Source organism: Rhodococcus sp. IEGM 1381 (assembly GCF_030056795.1).
Taxonomy (GTDB): domain Bacteria; phylum Actinomycetota; class Actinomycetes; order Mycobacteriales; family Mycobacteriaceae; genus Rhodococcoides.
Genome location: NZ_JASHKQ010000001.1, coordinates 1,151,636 through 1,165,927 on the forward strand (window position 1 = coordinate 1,151,636; position 14,292 = coordinate 1,165,927).

Genomic DNA, 14,292 nt, shown 5'->3' on the forward strand with positions numbered 1-14,292 from the left:
GTCGATGAAAACAGAGGCGGTTGCGGCAAAAGTTGCAGAGCCGGCTACGTGGAGAGTCGACGCAGCGCTACCTGAGCAGCGTTGTATCCGCCCATTCCGTGTACTCCTCCTCCCGGAGGTGTTGCGGCAGAACAGATGTAGACGCCATCGATGCCGGTCCAGTATGGGTTGATGCTCACCCGCGGGCGCAGTGCCACCTGGCCCGGATCGTTCGAACCGGTGATGATGTCGCCGCCGACATAGTTGGGGTTGTAGGTCGGCATCTGGGTGGTCGATCGGACGAAGCGGGCCCTGATTCGCTTCCGGACACCTGGGGCGAAGCGTTCGATCTGGTCGATGATCACCTCGCTGGCGTCACCGGTGTATCCGTTGGGTACATGAGCGTAGGTCCAGATCGGGTGTATGTTGCCCTGCGACCGGGTGGGGTCGGCCAAGTACTGCTGGCCGAGCAGAATGAACGGCCGACGCGGCATCACTCCTCGATGGACGTCGCGTTCCGCAGCGGCAACTTCCTCGAAAGTTCCACCGAGATGGACTGTTCCGGCGCGTCGGGCGCTCTCGTTCGTCCACGGAATCCCGTCCTCGACGGCAAGGTCGAGCTTGAAAGCGCCTGGACCGTAACGCCATCGACGGTAGGGTCGTGCCACTCGCTTGGGGAGAGCATCGCCGGCGATATCGGCGATCGCGGTCGGTGACAGATCGAGCATGACGATGTCGCTCGTCGGAATCTGTTGCAGCCGAGTCACTCTGACGCCCGTCTCGACCTTCCCACCGTGCTCGGTCAATATCGAGACCAGCGCGTCGCTGATCGCCCGGGAGCCGCCTTCGGCCACCGGCCAGCCGTACTTGTGACCCGCGGCGATCATCATGACTCCGACGGCGGAGGTGGTGGGCCGAGTCAGTGGATACAGGGCGTGGGCCGCGACGCCCGAGAACGCCGCGCGCGCCTCGGGCGTCGTGAACCGGCGGGCGGTCAGCGACGCCGGTGCCAGCGCGTTGAGGCCGAACTTGGTCAACGTGATCGGGTGACGGGGCACGTGCAGCAGCGGCCGGAAGAAATCGGTGGTCAAGTCGTCGAATCGATCCGCCAAGGGTCCGAAGAATCGCTGCCAGGTAGCGCCGTCGATGCCGAGCCCGGCCGCGGTGTCAGTGATGGATCGGTGGATCACCCCGGCGCGGCCGTTGTCGAGGGGTTGAACGGCGGCTATTTCCGGGTGTTTCCACGTCAATCCGTGGGCTTCGAGGTCGAGGCTGTTGAAGAACGGCGATGCCGCTCCCACCGGGTGCACGGCCGAGCAGTCGTCGTGCAGCACCCCCGGCAGCGTCAGCTCGGAGGTTCGGGTGCCGCCGCCGACCTTGTCGGCCATCTCGAAGACCGTCACCTCGACACCGGCCATGGCCAGGGTGACCGCGGCCGCTAGACCGTTGGGCCCCGATCCGACGACTGTTGCTGTCGTCACCGTTGTCCCACAACGTCGGGCAGCGAGGTGACGGTGACGGGAATCGACCCCGTCTCGTCCAGCCACGACTGGCGGGTGATCATGTCGGACACTGCAACCGTTCCTTCCTCGATGACGCCGGTTGCGGCGTCGACGATCCGGTAGCTCTGAGTTCCTCGGTGCATCGGCTGCCCTTCGATCATGACCACCCGGATGTCGCCGTCGGCGAAATGGCACTTACGTTGCACAGCCTCCAGCAACTGTTGATTGTGCAGATGGCCTTCGCCGAAGTTCCAGCCTAGCAACGCGCCCGCCAGGAACTCGCCCTCCCGCACGACGTAGTCGTCGCGGTTGTCGACTGCTCTCGAAATCAGGCCCATGTGCGCCCGGCCGTGACTGTGCATCGACCGCCAGGCACTGAACTTCTGCATCATGAACTCGGCAGTGTCCTCGTCGTAGAGCTTCAACAGCTGAAACTTGGTCATGGGCGCGGACTTGACGATCTCCGCTTGCAGTCGCTCCTCGACACCGGGGCGCAGGATCCAGGTGTTGGTGGCCCAGTTTCCGGCGTAGTACCGCATGCCCATGAGGAACGAGATCCACTGCGGCTTGGTTCCTCCGACGATGATGCCGGCGACCAACGCGGCGACGATCAAGTACGGCCAGATGCTGGTGGCGTTCCATAGCGAGTACTCGCTGCCGGTGTAGTTGCCGAACAAGAACCACGCAGCTCCGATGACGAAGAGGTTCCATTCCAGGGGCACTCCGGCAGGGAAGGTCGAGAGGATGAACAGGTGGAAGATGGTCATGCCGATCAGCACCACGGTCGTCAGCGTCGAATTCATCGAGAAGATGAGGATGGCCGGCAGGATGTATTCGATGACGGTTCCCTGATGGGCGGCGATCTTCGCAAAGGTGGACGGCCGCATGTCGTCGGGGAAGTTGCGGTACAGCTTTCGCTTGATCCACGTGCTCGGCAGCAGCGGGCTGTTGGAGATCATCACGGCGACCACGAACGGGAAGTGGTGGTTGAGCTTGGATGTCGCAGCGCCCCACCAGATGGCCAGCATGATCAGCTTCAGCGCGATGATCATGTCCACGAAGGGGAACAGGAACGCGATCACCATGACGAGGTATTGATCCGAGCGGGCGGCCAAGAAGATCGTCTTGTCCCGCAGGCCGACGAGCGCCAGGAGCGCGATCACGGCTATCGGTACTGCCGGTGCGAGCATCCCGGCGCTGCCGATGCCACCGGCGACGCCGTCGGAGATCAGTCCCCAGATCAGCACGGCGAGCAATCCGGCGTACACGATCACGTCGCCGACGGTGCGGGTGTCACCGGATGTGAGTGGAATCTTGTTGGGCCACGGGGCGAGCCGCATCGTTCCGGGGCGGAGCCAATACGTGAAGCCACCGACGGGCGGAAAGAAGCGCATCGTCAACGGACCTGAGCCGCAACCGAAACCGAGAACCTCGAACAGCACCGTGAACAGTACGACCTTCTGGATCACGATCGGCTGGGTCCACCACGATCCGATCTCGGACAGTGTTCCCAGTCCGGGCGTCGAGGACGAGATGACCCACAGCGGGATCGCGACGTACGCGATCATCTTGAACACATAGAACAAATAGGCCCCGACGGGGGTACCGAAGCCGTACTCACCCCAGTGCTGAACCTGGATCTTCAGGCGTTCGAGCTGGGGGAGACGACGCCACTCCGCGAGGTCGATATCAGGCAGGGTTGGAGCTAGCAGACCCATGGTGAGTCCTTTCGGAACAAGTGATGTCGAGCGAGGGTGGGTTACGCGGAGGAGGCAGCAAGTCGCGTGCGCAGCGACGGTTTGTCGATCTTGCCGACCGGATTCTTGGGAACCTCGTCGACGATGATGACGTCGACGGGCCACTTGTACTTCGAGAGAGCGCTTTTGATGTGTTCGTCGATATCGGTCTCGGTGATGGTGGCGTCGGCGGTGAGCGAGACGAAGAGCACCGGCTCCTCACCTCTGACCTCGTGCGGCTGACCGACCACGGCCGCTTCGTATACGCCGGGGAGTTGGTAGACGACGTTCTCGATTTCCTTGGGGTAGATGTTCTCGCCGCCGCGGATGATCATGTCCTTGGCGCGGTCGACGAGCGTCAGGTATCCGTCCTCGTCGAGTCGGCCGATGTCGCCGGTCCGTAGCCAGCCGTCCTGAATGGTTTCGGCTGACTCCTCGGGTCGTCCGAGATAGCCGCGCATCACGTTGGCTCCCTTGACGAGAACCTCACCGGGGCGACCGTCGTCGATGGTGTCACCCTGCTCGTCGACGATTCGAATCTCTTGACCAGGCAGCGGAAGTCCGACGGTTCCCGGCTTGCGGGGGCCGTTCAGTGGGTTGACCGTCGATGCACAGGTGCCCTCGGACAGGCCGTAGCCCTCGACGACGGGTACGCCGAACCTGGCTTCGAATGCGGCCAGCAGTGCCGGGCTCGCCGGTGCCGCTCCGCAGACGGCATACCGCAGTGAGCTGGTATCAGGCACCACGGTGTCGGGGAGGTTGGCCAGCATCGCGTAGATGGTCGGCACGCCCGAGAAGGAGGTCGGTTTCGCCGCTTCGACTCGGTCGAAGAACGTCGACGGGTCGAACCGGCCGGCGATGGTGGCGCGCCCACCGGCGGCGAGGGGCGAAAGAATGCTCACCACAATGCCGTTGACATGGAACAGCGGCAGAATCAGCAGGCTGTGCTCGTCGGCGTCGAGCGAGAAGGCGTCGATGGACATCGACGTCATCGCGGTCAGGTTCGCATGATCGAGCATCACTCCCTTGGGTTTTCCCGTCGTGCCGCTGGTGTAGATCAGCAGAGCGAGATCGTTCGCGGTGGTCTGAACCGGGGCGTCGTTGAGCCCAGCCGCGTCCGGTTGTTCGGTGAGATCGGTCAACCGGGCGACGTCGGATGCGAGTTTCAGCTCCAGTTCCGGGGCAGTGACCGCCAATGCGGCGGAGCAATCGTCGAGCTGGAACCCGATCTCCTGCGCGGTCAACGAGGGGTTCACCGGTGTCGCAGTTGCACCGAGACGCCATGCGGCGAACAGTGAAATGACGAACTCGACTTGATTCGGCAGCATGATCGCCACTACATCCCCGTGGGATATTCCGCGGCCGGACAGCAACGCGGCCGCCGAACACACCGCGTCGTGGAACTCGCGATTCGACAGAGACACCCGGTCGTCGGCGATGGCGGGTGCGTCCGGAGCCGTCGAAGCACGAAGATCGATGAGGTCGGGCAGGTGCATGTGGGTCCTTCACTGGGTGGAATCGGTCGCCACAACGCTATGGATCCGGTGTGATGTAGGCCATATCTTCTGGCGATCAACTTCGCGGCAAGGGTTGTCTCGGGGAGACAATGCGCAGGCATCTTCGATCGGCCACTCCTGGGGTCTGAGACGGCCTATTGTCGATACCGTGCAACCGCCACCGACCGACGCCGGCACCGAGTCGGCCATCGACGCAGTCGTCGCGACCGTGATCGCCGAGATGAGTGCTCACTTGGTCGAGGAGTCACGCAACATTCGCGCCGTCCTCGAACGCGAGATTGCGGAGCTGGGCGGAGACACTCAGTTGGTGGAGCTCCTCGGAGCGAGCATCGAGGGCAACGTCGATACCGTCTTCCACGTCCTTCAGCACGGCATCACCACAGATCACCTGCATGCGCCCTCCGCTGCGATGGAATACGCCCGCAGGCTCGCTCAACATGCCATTCCGGTGACCGCCCTCGTGCGCGCCTACCGGCTCGGGCAGAGCACCCTGCTGGATCGGATCTTCGCGAGAATCCAGGCTTCACCGATCGATCCCGCTCTCGGACTGCAGGTCTCGCATCGAATTGTCTCGGTCAGCTCGGTGTACATCGACTGGATCTCCGAGCAGGTGGTCTCCGCGTACCAGGTCGAACACGAACGGTGGCTGGCCAACCGGAACAATGTGAGGGCAACTCAGATCCGAGAACTTCTGTCGACCGGAGGTCCAACGGATGATCGGCTGGCGACGAAACAGATCGGATACCAACTTGCGCAGCACCATTGCGCTGCGATTCTATGGACCGGTGAGCCCGAGTCGGAGCGAGACGGGCTGTCGTTACTCGAGCAACTGGCAGGCCGGATCTGCCAGTCGATAGACAATCGCCCGACGCCGCTGTTCGTGGCCGCCGACACCCTCAGTGCCTGGGTGTGGATTCCGTTGGGGAATCGACCGGACCGGTTGGATGTCAGCAACATTCGCGCCTCGCTCGGTGCGGACGATTTCGGAGATGCCCAGGTGGCATTGGGCACCGTGCAAGTCGGCAGTGCAGGATTCAGAACCTCACACCTTCAGGCACAGCACGCCAGGTCGATAGCAGCTCTCGCCGAGGGTGCGCGACGCACTGTGACCTCCTATGCCGATCCAGGTGTGGCCGTGAGTTCGCTCGTCGGTTCCGACCTGCCTCGTGCGCACGAATGGATCCGGACCACCCTCGGGCCGCTGGCTGACAATACCGAAGCGGCGCAACGCCTTCGGGACACACTGCGCACCTATTTCGATTGCCGATCGAGCCACAAGGCCACCGCACTCGCGCTGCATCTGCACTACAACACCGTGAAATATCGAGTCAAGAGCGCCGAGCAGATGCTCGGTCACCCGATCAACGAGAACAGATTCGACATCGAACAGGCACTGATGCTGCAGTCCTGGCTCGGCAGTGCGCCCGCCCAGACTCAGTCGTGATTGCGCTCGAGCGAGTCGGTCACTTGGAATCGGGGCCTTGTTCGACCTTCGTTCGCTGTTCGCCCCGTGTAGATTCCCGCGCATGGCATGTCGAATCAGTGAACTCGTCCTCGATTGTCGGGACCCCGAGGCCTTGGCGACGTTCTGGTGTGAGGTGTTGGACTTCGTCGTATTGGACAGGGAGGACGACGGTTCGGTGGAGATCGGTGCGCGCGACGGGTTCGGCGGCGCGCAGCCGACCATCATCCTCAGTCGCAGTGAGAATCCCGAAAAGGCGAAACCTCGACTGCACATCGACGTGAGCGCAACCGATCGGGATCAGGACGCCGAACTCGAACGACTCCTCACTCTCGGCGCGCGACGAGTGGAGATCGGTCAGACCGGCCAGGAGTCGTGGCACGTGTTGGCGGATCCTGAAGGTAACGAATTCTGTTTGCTGCGAACGCGACTCAGCCCGGTCTGAAACGAGGGTCTATCCACTGCAGCCGTCTTAACCTCACCACCTTCATGCGCGTAATCACTTCAGCATGTCGAGTATTCGCGGCAGGGCGTCGTCGACCGTTGCGGCAATGACGTCGTAATGAGTGGCACCGGGCACGGGCAGGTAGGTGACGTCGCGGGTGCCTCGTGCCACCAGTTCAGCGGCGAGGGCGGTCGTCAGCGCCGGAGGTACGACGGTGTCGGCCAGTCCCTGTTCGATGACCACCGGGCGCGTGTAACCGATGGTCGGCACCGAGAGGTAATCACGGAGAGCCGAGGCCATCACTGGGTCGGACAGCGATCGGGCCAGGAGTTGTTGCGGGGCAACGCCGATGACCTTCTCCCTGAGCTCGCTGATGCAACTGTCCTCTGCCTGTGCCAGGTAGTCGCGGCCCAGTTCGCTGAGGTAGCTGTTCACGTCGACGTCCGGCCGAGAGTCCCTGAGCCCGTGCAGGACGTAGATCAGGGTGGCGGTGATGTTGTCGAGTGGTGCGATCCGGGGAGTGGTGGGAGAGAGCAGAGGAACAACGGCCTCGAGGTTCGACGACGGTGCGAACGACATGACGCCGCGGAAGTCCGACGCTGATCCGTAGATATTCGCGCGAGCTCCCGTGGTGAGTGCGGCTGCGCCGCCCTGAGAGTGTCCGGCGGCGACCCAGGTGCGCGACAATTCGGGCAGTTCGTCCGCTGCCGCACCGACGATGTCGGTGACGGCGTTTGCCTCCGAGACGCTGTTCAGATAGCGGTGGGCATCCGTCGTTCCGAGTCCGATGTAGTCCGTGGAGACAACGGCCGTACCGCTCCGAAGAAGTTGGGTGAGCAGCGGCTTCGACAGTTCGACAGCCAACGGGTCCTCGGCGTCGCCGTCGTCCAGCGCTGTGCTCATGGCACACGAATCGCCAACGCCGACGGTGCCTTTGGCCCACGATACGACCGGCCACCCGCCCGGTGGGGGCGTGCCCGAGGGGAGGTAGATCTGTCCGCGGGCAATCGCAGGACGGCCGTGTTCGTCGGTGGTCGAGTAGGACAGCGCATAGCCCGCCGCGGCACCGTCGATCATTCGCGGAAGTACATCGATGGATGTGGCCGGCGCGGCATCGGCGATGGGGGTCAACAGTCCCGCGCCGCCGATCAGTGCCGCAGCTGTCGACACAATAACCGTAGAGCGAATCTTCATGTCTTCCTCCGGGTTCGACCATCGAGGAAGACCGCTCTGCCCGTGTCCGCCCCCAGCGGGGAAATATACAGGGTCGCGGCTGTAAACCTCGGGGTGCAAGGTCGATCGCTGAAGAGGGCAATAGAACGAGACCGAGTGTCCTCGTTCTGGCAGAATCAACAGCTACGCCGGGGTGCGGCCGGCGAACCGCGGGCAGTGATCGGTCACAAGCGAAGGACAACGAACACATGACGTCACCGTGAACAAACTCTCGACGGTGGTACTGCTGATCCTGTTGGGCGCAGCCGGGACGTTCAACGGAGTGTCGCTGACCTCGGACCCCACCGGTCGGTCGCTGGGCTTGAATGTCGGGATGCTCCCGTCATGGCACACCTGGGACTACCGCATCTCCGGGTTGTTCGTGCTGTTCTTTCTCGGTGTCGGACCGTTGATCTGCGTGGCGGCCGTGCTCGTCGACGCCTCCGAGGCTGCGGTGTACGTCGCGTGCGGGGGGCTGGTGACCATAGGGTGGGTGGTGTGGCAGATCGTCGTACTAGATATCGACGCGCCCCGCGCTCAAGTCCCCCTCACCGCGTTGGGGGTCGCGTTGATCGTCCTCGCGGCCGGCCAATTCCGCGCGCGTGCGCGCGATCGCAGCCGACAATAGAGTCAGAGGCCGACCGCGCCGAGCAGGGCTTCTCCTGGATCAGCGACCGCAACGACGGCAGCGATGAACAGCAGCGCCATCACGATCGTCATCACCGCGCCGAGCGAGCCGAGGGCGAAGAACATCCGACGGTGAGCACCGTCCGACGATCTGTAGCGTCGGAAGGCGATGACGGTTCCGGTAGCGACTACAGCGATCACCACGGCGGTAGCGACAATCACCGCCCAGTTGTAGTGCTCGACCTGTGTGAGCAGCTCGAGCAGTGGCGGCCTGGAGTCTCCGCTCCGCACACCGTTCTCGATCAGAGACTTCGCTGTCTGCCCGTCCGCGTTGTCAGCGGACAGCATCGGCAGCAGGGCGACTACGGGTGCCACCGTCGACTGGATGTTGAGCACAGCCAGAAACACCGAAAACAGTGACAGCACAGTCGTAGTGGTCGCAGCGATCATGTAACTTACGCCGGCCGACAGGGATCGCCGCCACAGAGTCGCCGCGAGCAGACCCAGAACCGCGGTCAGTAGCACCGAGATGACGATCTTGATCGCGTGCCACTCGAACCAGTAGTCCACCATCTCCGCCAGGCCGGGAGGGTAGGTGCGGACTCCGCTACCCCAGTATTCGACCAAGCCGCGGCCGAGCAACTCACTCATGACGGTTTGATCCTGGAATTGCGGATAGCGTCCGCGCAGCAACGCGGCCGGGCCCAGAACGAACGCGGCCACCAACGCTGCCCCGACACCTGCCAACGCAATGACCGACCAGCGGCTTCGGGTGACGGACACACTCATCGAACGAATCACGGGTGAGAGTCAATCACCGGGTACTCGAGAGCGCATCCATCTGCAGTACTAGATCTGACGAACGGGGTACCAGCTCAGGATTCGATGCTCGATTGCTGGATGCGCCGGACTCTGGCAATCGTCACCGCGGCCAGGATCACCCCAGCAACCGTGAGGAAGTCGGATTCGGTCAAACCTCTGTCCGCGTCGACTACGTACAACACTGGGCCTTCGATAGGGGCGTTGAAGAACAGCCACAGAATCGAGACGACCCCCAGCGATAGTGCAGCGGACCACGATGGCTTGGCCAGGGACCATGCGGCCGAGGCGAACACTGCGTTCATCAGAACCAGTGCGTGGAACGGATCGGTAGTCGGCACCGGTACATCATGACCGAATGCGGACGGTCAGACCCTAGTCTGGTTACGTGCACAACGAGGATCATCGCGAAGCCAACCGCGAACTTCTGGACTCGCTCCTGTCGGGAGTAGCCCTCGTTGTCGCAGGCGGCGTTGGAGCGTGATGTTGATGGCTGTCCTGCGGCGTCGATCTTCTGGGTTCCCGTCGCGGTTGCGCTCGAGTGTCGTTCTGCTCGGTCCCACTTTCGTCGCCGCGATCGCGTACGTGGACCCTGGAAATGTCGCCTCCAATGTCAGCGCGGGCGCACAATTCGGTTACCTTCTGGTGTGGGTGATCGTTGCCGCCAACGTCATGGCGGGTCTGGTTCAGTTTCTGTCCGCCAAGCTCGGCATCGTCACCGGGATGACGTTGCCCGAAGTTGTTCGTGACAGATCGAGCAGGCCTGTGCGACTTGCTTATTGGGGGCAGGCGGAGGTGGTCGCCATGGCGACCGACCTCGCCGAGGTCGTCGGCGGCGCGATTGCGTTGTATCTGTTGTTCGATCTGCCGCTTCTGGTCGGCGGGTTGATAACCGGAACCGTATCGATGCTGTTGCTGTTGGTGCAGGATCGACGCGGTCAACGCCCGTTCGAGTTCGTGATCCTGGGTTTGCTCGGTGTCATTGCGGTCGGATTCCTCGCCAGTGTCGTCGTGGAGCCGCCGTCCTTCAGCGCGGCCGCGGCGGGTTTGGTTCCGCGGTTCGACGGCGCGGAAAGCGTGCTGATCGCAGCAGCGATGCTCGGTGCGACGATCATGCCGCACGCGGTCTACCTGCATTCCGGCCTGGCTCGTGATCGACATGGGCATCCCGACGCAGGTCCGGTACGTCGGCGACTGCTGCGCATCACCCGGGTCGACGTCGGATTGGCGATGTTGTTGGCCGGTGCGGTGAACATGTCGATGTTGCTGCTGGCCGCCTCGACTCTCGGGGGCAAAGAGGGCGTGGATTCGATCGAGGGAGCTCATGCCGCGGTGGGCGAGACTCTGGGTCCGGTCGTCGCGCTGTTGTTCGCGTTGGGATTGCTCGCGTCCGGCTTGGCATCGACATCGGTGGGGGCATATGCCGGCGCGATGATCATGGACGGGCTGCTGCGCAAACGCATCCCGATCGTGGTGCGGCGACTGGTGACCCTGATTCCCGCACTCGCGGTCCTCGCCGCGGGGGTCGACCCCAGTCGGGCTCTCGTCGTCTCGCAAGTTGTGCTGTCCTTCGGAATTCCGTTCGCGTTGATCCCCCTGGTGCGGTTCACCTCCGACCGCACGTTGATGGGCGAGGACGTCAATCGCCGGGTGACCGCGTACGCGGCCTGGTTGATCGCAGCGGTCATCGTCACACTCAATGTCGCACTTATTTACCTGACGGTGGCCTGATCTCGGGTTTCCGCTCGATCGAACGCACGGCTACATGGTCGATGCTGGGAAGATTCGACCCCCGCACCACGTCGAATGCCATTGGACGCCAGTCGCAGCGGTGACCGTCCGTTCGGTCAAAGCTTCAGAGTGCGAGCGCGCCGTAGTGCGGCGGCGGCTGCCTGCTGTTCGTATGCGAACAGCAAGCCGTACGTGAAACCGTTCTCAGCGGGTCGGGTTCCCGCTGATGCTCCGAGGCGGCGAAGAAACTGTGCAGCGACCAAGCTGTCCTGGTGTTCGCCGAGGACTTCCTGCACGTGCTTGTACTGCCGAATCGTCGTCTTCGAGCGCTTCTTACCGGTCAGCGGGGTCGCCAGTTCCGAGGCGTACCGCGCACGCTTGAACGCTTTGCGGGCTCGGTGAAACACCTCGTCGTCGCCGATCTCGCTCCCGATCGCAGACTTCAGCCGGGTGCGGGCTTTCTTGCCGGCTTTGTTCGCCAGTGATGTCACCTTCCTGTGTGACAACGAAGGCACCGTGGAGTCAAGGGTGTCGAGCGCACTGATCAGCGCGGCGTACCGGTCGCCGGTGAGAACGGTATCGACATCAGCTCGGTAGGTGCGTTGCTCGGCAGCGAGCGTGGTCTCGATGTCGGCGGCCACGGGGCCGAGCACCCATTCGTCGGGGAGATCGGCTACAGCGTGCGCGAACCGATCCCGCTGCACTTCGTGATCGCGAACATGGCCGAGAATGCCTGCGTACCAGGATAGTTCCTGGTCGAGATGGGTGGCGACGCTCGGGTCGAAGGCATCGGTGAATACACGCAGGGTGCTGCGAAGTCGCCGAATGGCGACGCGCGTGGCGTGGATCGGATCCTCACCGCGCCGAAGCGCGGCATCGCCCTCTCGGATTGCGCTCGTCTGCTCTCGGACGTTCGCGGCAACCGGAGCCGAGTCAACGTCCCGATGTGATGTCGTGGAATTCGTCGATGTCTTCATCGGTATGGATGCCCCGAGTGCGTACCGATCGAAACCACCACGATCGAAACCAACGATGACGGCACTCCCGAAATTCGGGTCGCCCACTGTTCATCTTCCGGCCATCTTGTGGTTGCTTGCGGCGACCGCGCAGGTCGAGCGGCCGGGTGATACTGCATCCATGCCGCCGACGCCCGACAACCCGCACGAGCGAGATCGCATGCTCGCATTTGCTGTCCAGTGGATGCCGTACGGGGGTGGGGATGCCGAGGACATCATGGTCGCTTTCGGAGTTCCGCCGGAGACGTATTTCGGCAGGCTGCGGCACCTGCTGGCCGACCCTGCACAGTCCGCCGACCTCGACGCGCGGACCGTGGAAGCGTTGTTGCGCGTGTGTCGTGGTCGCCTCGAGCTCGGCGCAGTATCCGTTGGCCGACCAGGGGTCGGGCAATGACCGCCACGCCCATAGTGGGCACTGCCGCTGCATCGAGGCGGTTCACCGAGCATTCACTTGGGGTGGACTACTCATCCCGTTCTGGTGACTGGAAGATGAACACACCCAGCACAACACCGTCGACGCCGACCGCATCACGGAGGCAGCCCGACGGCTCCGATCGTGCGCAAGCGCAGGTCTTCGCTGCGATGCTGACCGCCGAAATCGAGACGGTGTCCGCGCTCGTCGACGAAGCCGAACAGTTCTCTCACAATGCCCGACGGGTCGGCCAGGGCAAGGCCCGGTTGTGGCACGAGGAGGAAGCCCGGTCGCAACGACGAATGTTGTACGAGTTGCATCGTCAGCTTGATGCCCTCACCAGGCGTTTCCCTGATTTGCCCGGCTGGATCAACGGTACGGACCGGAATGATTCGGTGCTTACGGTTGACCGCACCCCCTCACAGAGCGGATCGTTGAGATCATGACCACCACTACCGAACACGAGCACATCGACGCCGTCCGCGATCGCCTCTCAGCATTGTTTCCCGATGTCTCGCGTTCGGTGATCGACGAGACCATCGCCGCCGAGCACGCCCGTTTCGAGGGCAACTCCATCCGCGACTTCGTGCCCTTGTTCGTCGAGCGCAAGGCTCGCAAAGTGCTGCAGGCCAAGTAGCTGCCCGCAAAAAGGCGCTGTGACACGCCCGCGAAGGGGCCCTCGAATCACGGCTCGAGCACCGGATCTGAGTGTTCAGTATCGAGTCGAATGCGCGGGATGCCGCATGCAGAGTGCGATCGTGAACGACGATGTCCGCTTCGTTCCGTGGGGGGCTCTGGATGCTCTACGAACCCCGCACCACATCGAATGCCGGCTTGTGGCTGAAGTTCGAGCGCAGTAGTCCGTAGTTCTGCTCGGCATCGGCGGGGTCGGTTCCCGAGTCGCGCAGGGAGTGCACGAACACCGGGCCCACATAGGGCAGTGACGACGCCTTGGCCAGGCTCGAGCCGATGATTGCGGCCTGTGCATCCTCGGTGACGGCCATCGGCCCGTTGCCGGTGGGTGCGCCCAGTTCGGTGATCCAGATCTTCTTGCCACCGTCGCCGTTGGCCGCCATGGTGCCGTAGGCCTGATCGACCTGTGCCCATTGGCCGTTGGGATCGTTCTCGACGGTGAAGGGGAACGTATAAGGATGCAGCGCAACGGCATCCATGAATCCTCCTGCTCCTGCTGTGTACATCTGTTGCAGGAAGGTCACCGGCGCAACGGTCCAGGCTCCGAGGTTCACGGTGGTGGCCAACCCGGCGCTGAGCACGGTCGCTCCGGCGTCGGCGTTGTGGATCGCGGGGTATGCGGCGCGCAACAGGCCGGTGTAGCGGGCGGCGTCGACGGGTGCGAAGAAGGTGGGAATGTTGGGCTCGTTCCACACCTCGTAGCTGTCGACGCGATCGCCGAGGTGCGCCGCTGCCGCACCGGCGAATGCACCGAAGATATTGGGATCCAACGGAACTGCGCCAGGCAGCGGGGAGGCGACGCCACCCTGCGCCCAGCCGGGGGTTCCGCCCAGCACGGCCAGTACCGAGTAGCCCTGTGCCGTCGCGGCATTGATCACGCGATCGGTGTTGCCCCAGTCGAACACCCCCGGTGCTGTCTCGATTGCCGCCCAGTTCACGACCACCCGCACCCACGAGGCACCGATCTCGCGTCCGGCCCCGAGCTCGTTGTTCAGCGTGGCGTCGTCGAGCGTCAGGAATGGTGCTCCGCCGGTGAATCCGAGGTCGGCCGGTGCCGCATGCGCCACGGGTGACGACAGACCGACGGCGATCGTGGCGGCCGCGGCCACGGTGAGCAGACGTGAGCGGAGGGTCATGGCGA

The 14,292-nt window shown here is 63.4% G+C and carries 15 protein-coding genes; 7 read left to right on the forward strand and 8 right to left on the reverse strand.

The window, feature by feature from the left end; translation table 11 throughout:
• Nucleotides 1–44: 44 nt before the first annotated feature.
• Genes QM797_RS05500 through QM797_RS05510 form a run of 3 tightly spaced genes read right to left on the reverse strand, consistent with a single transcriptional unit; the run spans nucleotide 45 to nucleotide 4,713 of the window.
• A complete protein-coding gene (locus QM797_RS05500; protein ID WP_283274151.1) occupies nucleotides 45–1,460 on the reverse strand; it encodes a phytoene desaturase family protein in 1,416 nt (471 codons plus the stop codon).
• On the reverse strand, nucleotides 1,457–3,199 hold the full coding sequence (locus QM797_RS05505) for a DUF3556 domain-containing protein (protein WP_283274152.1): 1,743 nt from the start codon (nucleotides 3,197–3,199) through the stop codon (nucleotides 1,457–1,459). The genes QM797_RS05500 and QM797_RS05505 overlap by 4 nt, the downstream gene beginning before the upstream one ends.
• Before the next feature lie 41 nt (nucleotides 3,200–3,240).
• Nucleotides 3,241–4,713 carry a class I adenylate-forming enzyme family protein gene (locus tag QM797_RS05510; protein ID WP_283274153.1) on the reverse strand — a complete coding sequence of 491 codons (1,473 nt, stop codon included), beginning with the start codon at nucleotides 4,711–4,713 and terminating at the stop codon, nucleotides 3,241–3,243.
• Between the two features lie 169 nt (nucleotides 4,714–4,882).
• On the opposite strand from QM797_RS05510, the gene QM797_RS05515 reads away from it, so the two are divergent.
• Together QM797_RS05515 and QM797_RS05520 are read left to right on the forward strand one after the other, a co-directional pair.
• Nucleotides 4,883–6,178, forward strand: a complete 1,296-nt coding sequence (locus QM797_RS05515) for a PucR family transcriptional regulator (RefSeq protein ID WP_283274154.1) — start codon at nucleotides 4,883–4,885, stop codon at nucleotides 6,176–6,178.
• A gap of 82 nt (nucleotides 6,179–6,260) precedes the next feature.
• A complete protein-coding gene (locus QM797_RS05520) occupies nucleotides 6,261–6,641 on the forward strand; it encodes a VOC family protein (protein WP_283274155.1) in 381 nt (126 codons plus the stop codon).
• Between the two features lie 54 nt (nucleotides 6,642–6,695).
• Here the strand turns inward: QM797_RS05520 and QM797_RS05525 are convergent, their stop codons facing one another.
• The gene (locus tag QM797_RS05525; protein ID WP_283274156.1) at nucleotides 6,696–7,835 is read right to left on the reverse strand and encodes an alpha/beta fold hydrolase; all 1,140 of its coding nucleotides are present in this window, start codon (nucleotides 7,833–7,835) and stop codon (nucleotides 6,696–6,698) included.
• 238 nt (nucleotides 7,836–8,073) lie between these two features.
• On the opposite strand from QM797_RS05525, the gene QM797_RS05530 reads away from it, so the two are divergent.
• Nucleotides 8,074–8,481 (forward strand): hypothetical protein, encoded by a 408-nt coding sequence (locus QM797_RS05530; RefSeq protein ID WP_283274157.1) that lies wholly within the window; start codon nucleotides 8,074–8,076, stop codon nucleotides 8,479–8,481.
• 2 nt (nucleotides 8,482–8,483) lie between these two features.
• On the opposite strand, the gene QM797_RS05535 is transcribed toward QM797_RS05530, so the two are convergent.
• Together QM797_RS05535 and QM797_RS05540 are read right to left on the reverse strand one after the other, a co-directional pair.
• A complete protein-coding gene (locus tag QM797_RS05535; RefSeq protein ID WP_283274159.1) occupies nucleotides 8,484–9,269 on the reverse strand; it encodes a hypothetical protein in 786 nt (261 codons plus the stop codon).
• 86 nt (nucleotides 9,270–9,355) lie between these two features.
• Nucleotides 9,356–9,640 carry a hypothetical protein gene (locus tag QM797_RS05540; protein ID WP_283274160.1) on the reverse strand — a complete coding sequence of 95 codons (285 nt, stop codon included), beginning with the start codon at nucleotides 9,638–9,640 and terminating at the stop codon, nucleotides 9,356–9,358.
• Nucleotides 9,641–9,788: 148 nt separating this feature from the next.
• Between QM797_RS05540 and QM797_RS05545 the strand changes: the two genes are divergently transcribed.
• Complete coding sequence (locus tag QM797_RS05545; RefSeq protein ID WP_283274161.1) at nucleotides 9,789–11,030, forward strand: Nramp family divalent metal transporter; 1,242 nt, start codon at nucleotides 9,789–9,791, stop codon at nucleotides 11,028–11,030.
• Between the two features lie 116 nt (nucleotides 11,031–11,146).
• Here QM797_RS05545 and QM797_RS05550 read toward each other — a convergent pair whose 3' ends face one another.
• Nucleotides 11,147–12,007, reverse strand: a complete 861-nt coding sequence (locus QM797_RS05550) for a CHAD domain-containing protein (RefSeq protein ID WP_283274164.1) — start codon at nucleotides 12,005–12,007, stop codon at nucleotides 11,147–11,149.
• A gap of 55 nt (nucleotides 12,008–12,062) precedes the next feature.
• Here QM797_RS05550 and QM797_RS05555 point away from each other — a divergent pair, with 55 nt between their 5' ends.
• Genes QM797_RS05555 through QM797_RS05565 form a run of 3 tightly spaced genes read left to right on the forward strand, consistent with a single transcriptional unit; the run spans nucleotide 12,063 to nucleotide 13,095 of the window.
• Nucleotides 12,063–12,440, forward strand: coding sequence for a hypothetical protein (locus QM797_RS05555; protein WP_283274165.1), 378 nt, complete (start codon nucleotides 12,063–12,065; stop codon nucleotides 12,438–12,440).
• Complete coding sequence (locus QM797_RS05560; RefSeq protein WP_283274166.1) at nucleotides 12,437–12,904, forward strand: hypothetical protein; 468 nt, start codon at nucleotides 12,437–12,439, stop codon at nucleotides 12,902–12,904. Before QM797_RS05555 ends, QM797_RS05560 begins: the two co-directional genes overlap by 4 nt.
• Entirely contained in the window at nucleotides 12,901–13,095 is a 195-nt protein-coding gene (locus QM797_RS05565) for a three-helix bundle dimerization domain-containing protein (RefSeq protein WP_283274167.1), read from the forward strand. The genes QM797_RS05560 and QM797_RS05565 overlap by 4 nt, the downstream gene beginning before the upstream one ends.
• A 166-nt stretch (nucleotides 13,096–13,261) precedes the next feature.
• On the opposite strand, the gene QM797_RS05570 is transcribed toward QM797_RS05565, so the two are convergent.
• Complete coding sequence (locus QM797_RS05570; protein ID WP_283274168.1) at nucleotides 13,262–14,287, reverse strand: alpha-amylase family protein; 1,026 nt, start codon at nucleotides 14,285–14,287, stop codon at nucleotides 13,262–13,264.
• Nucleotides 14,288–14,292 lie beyond the last annotated feature (5 nt).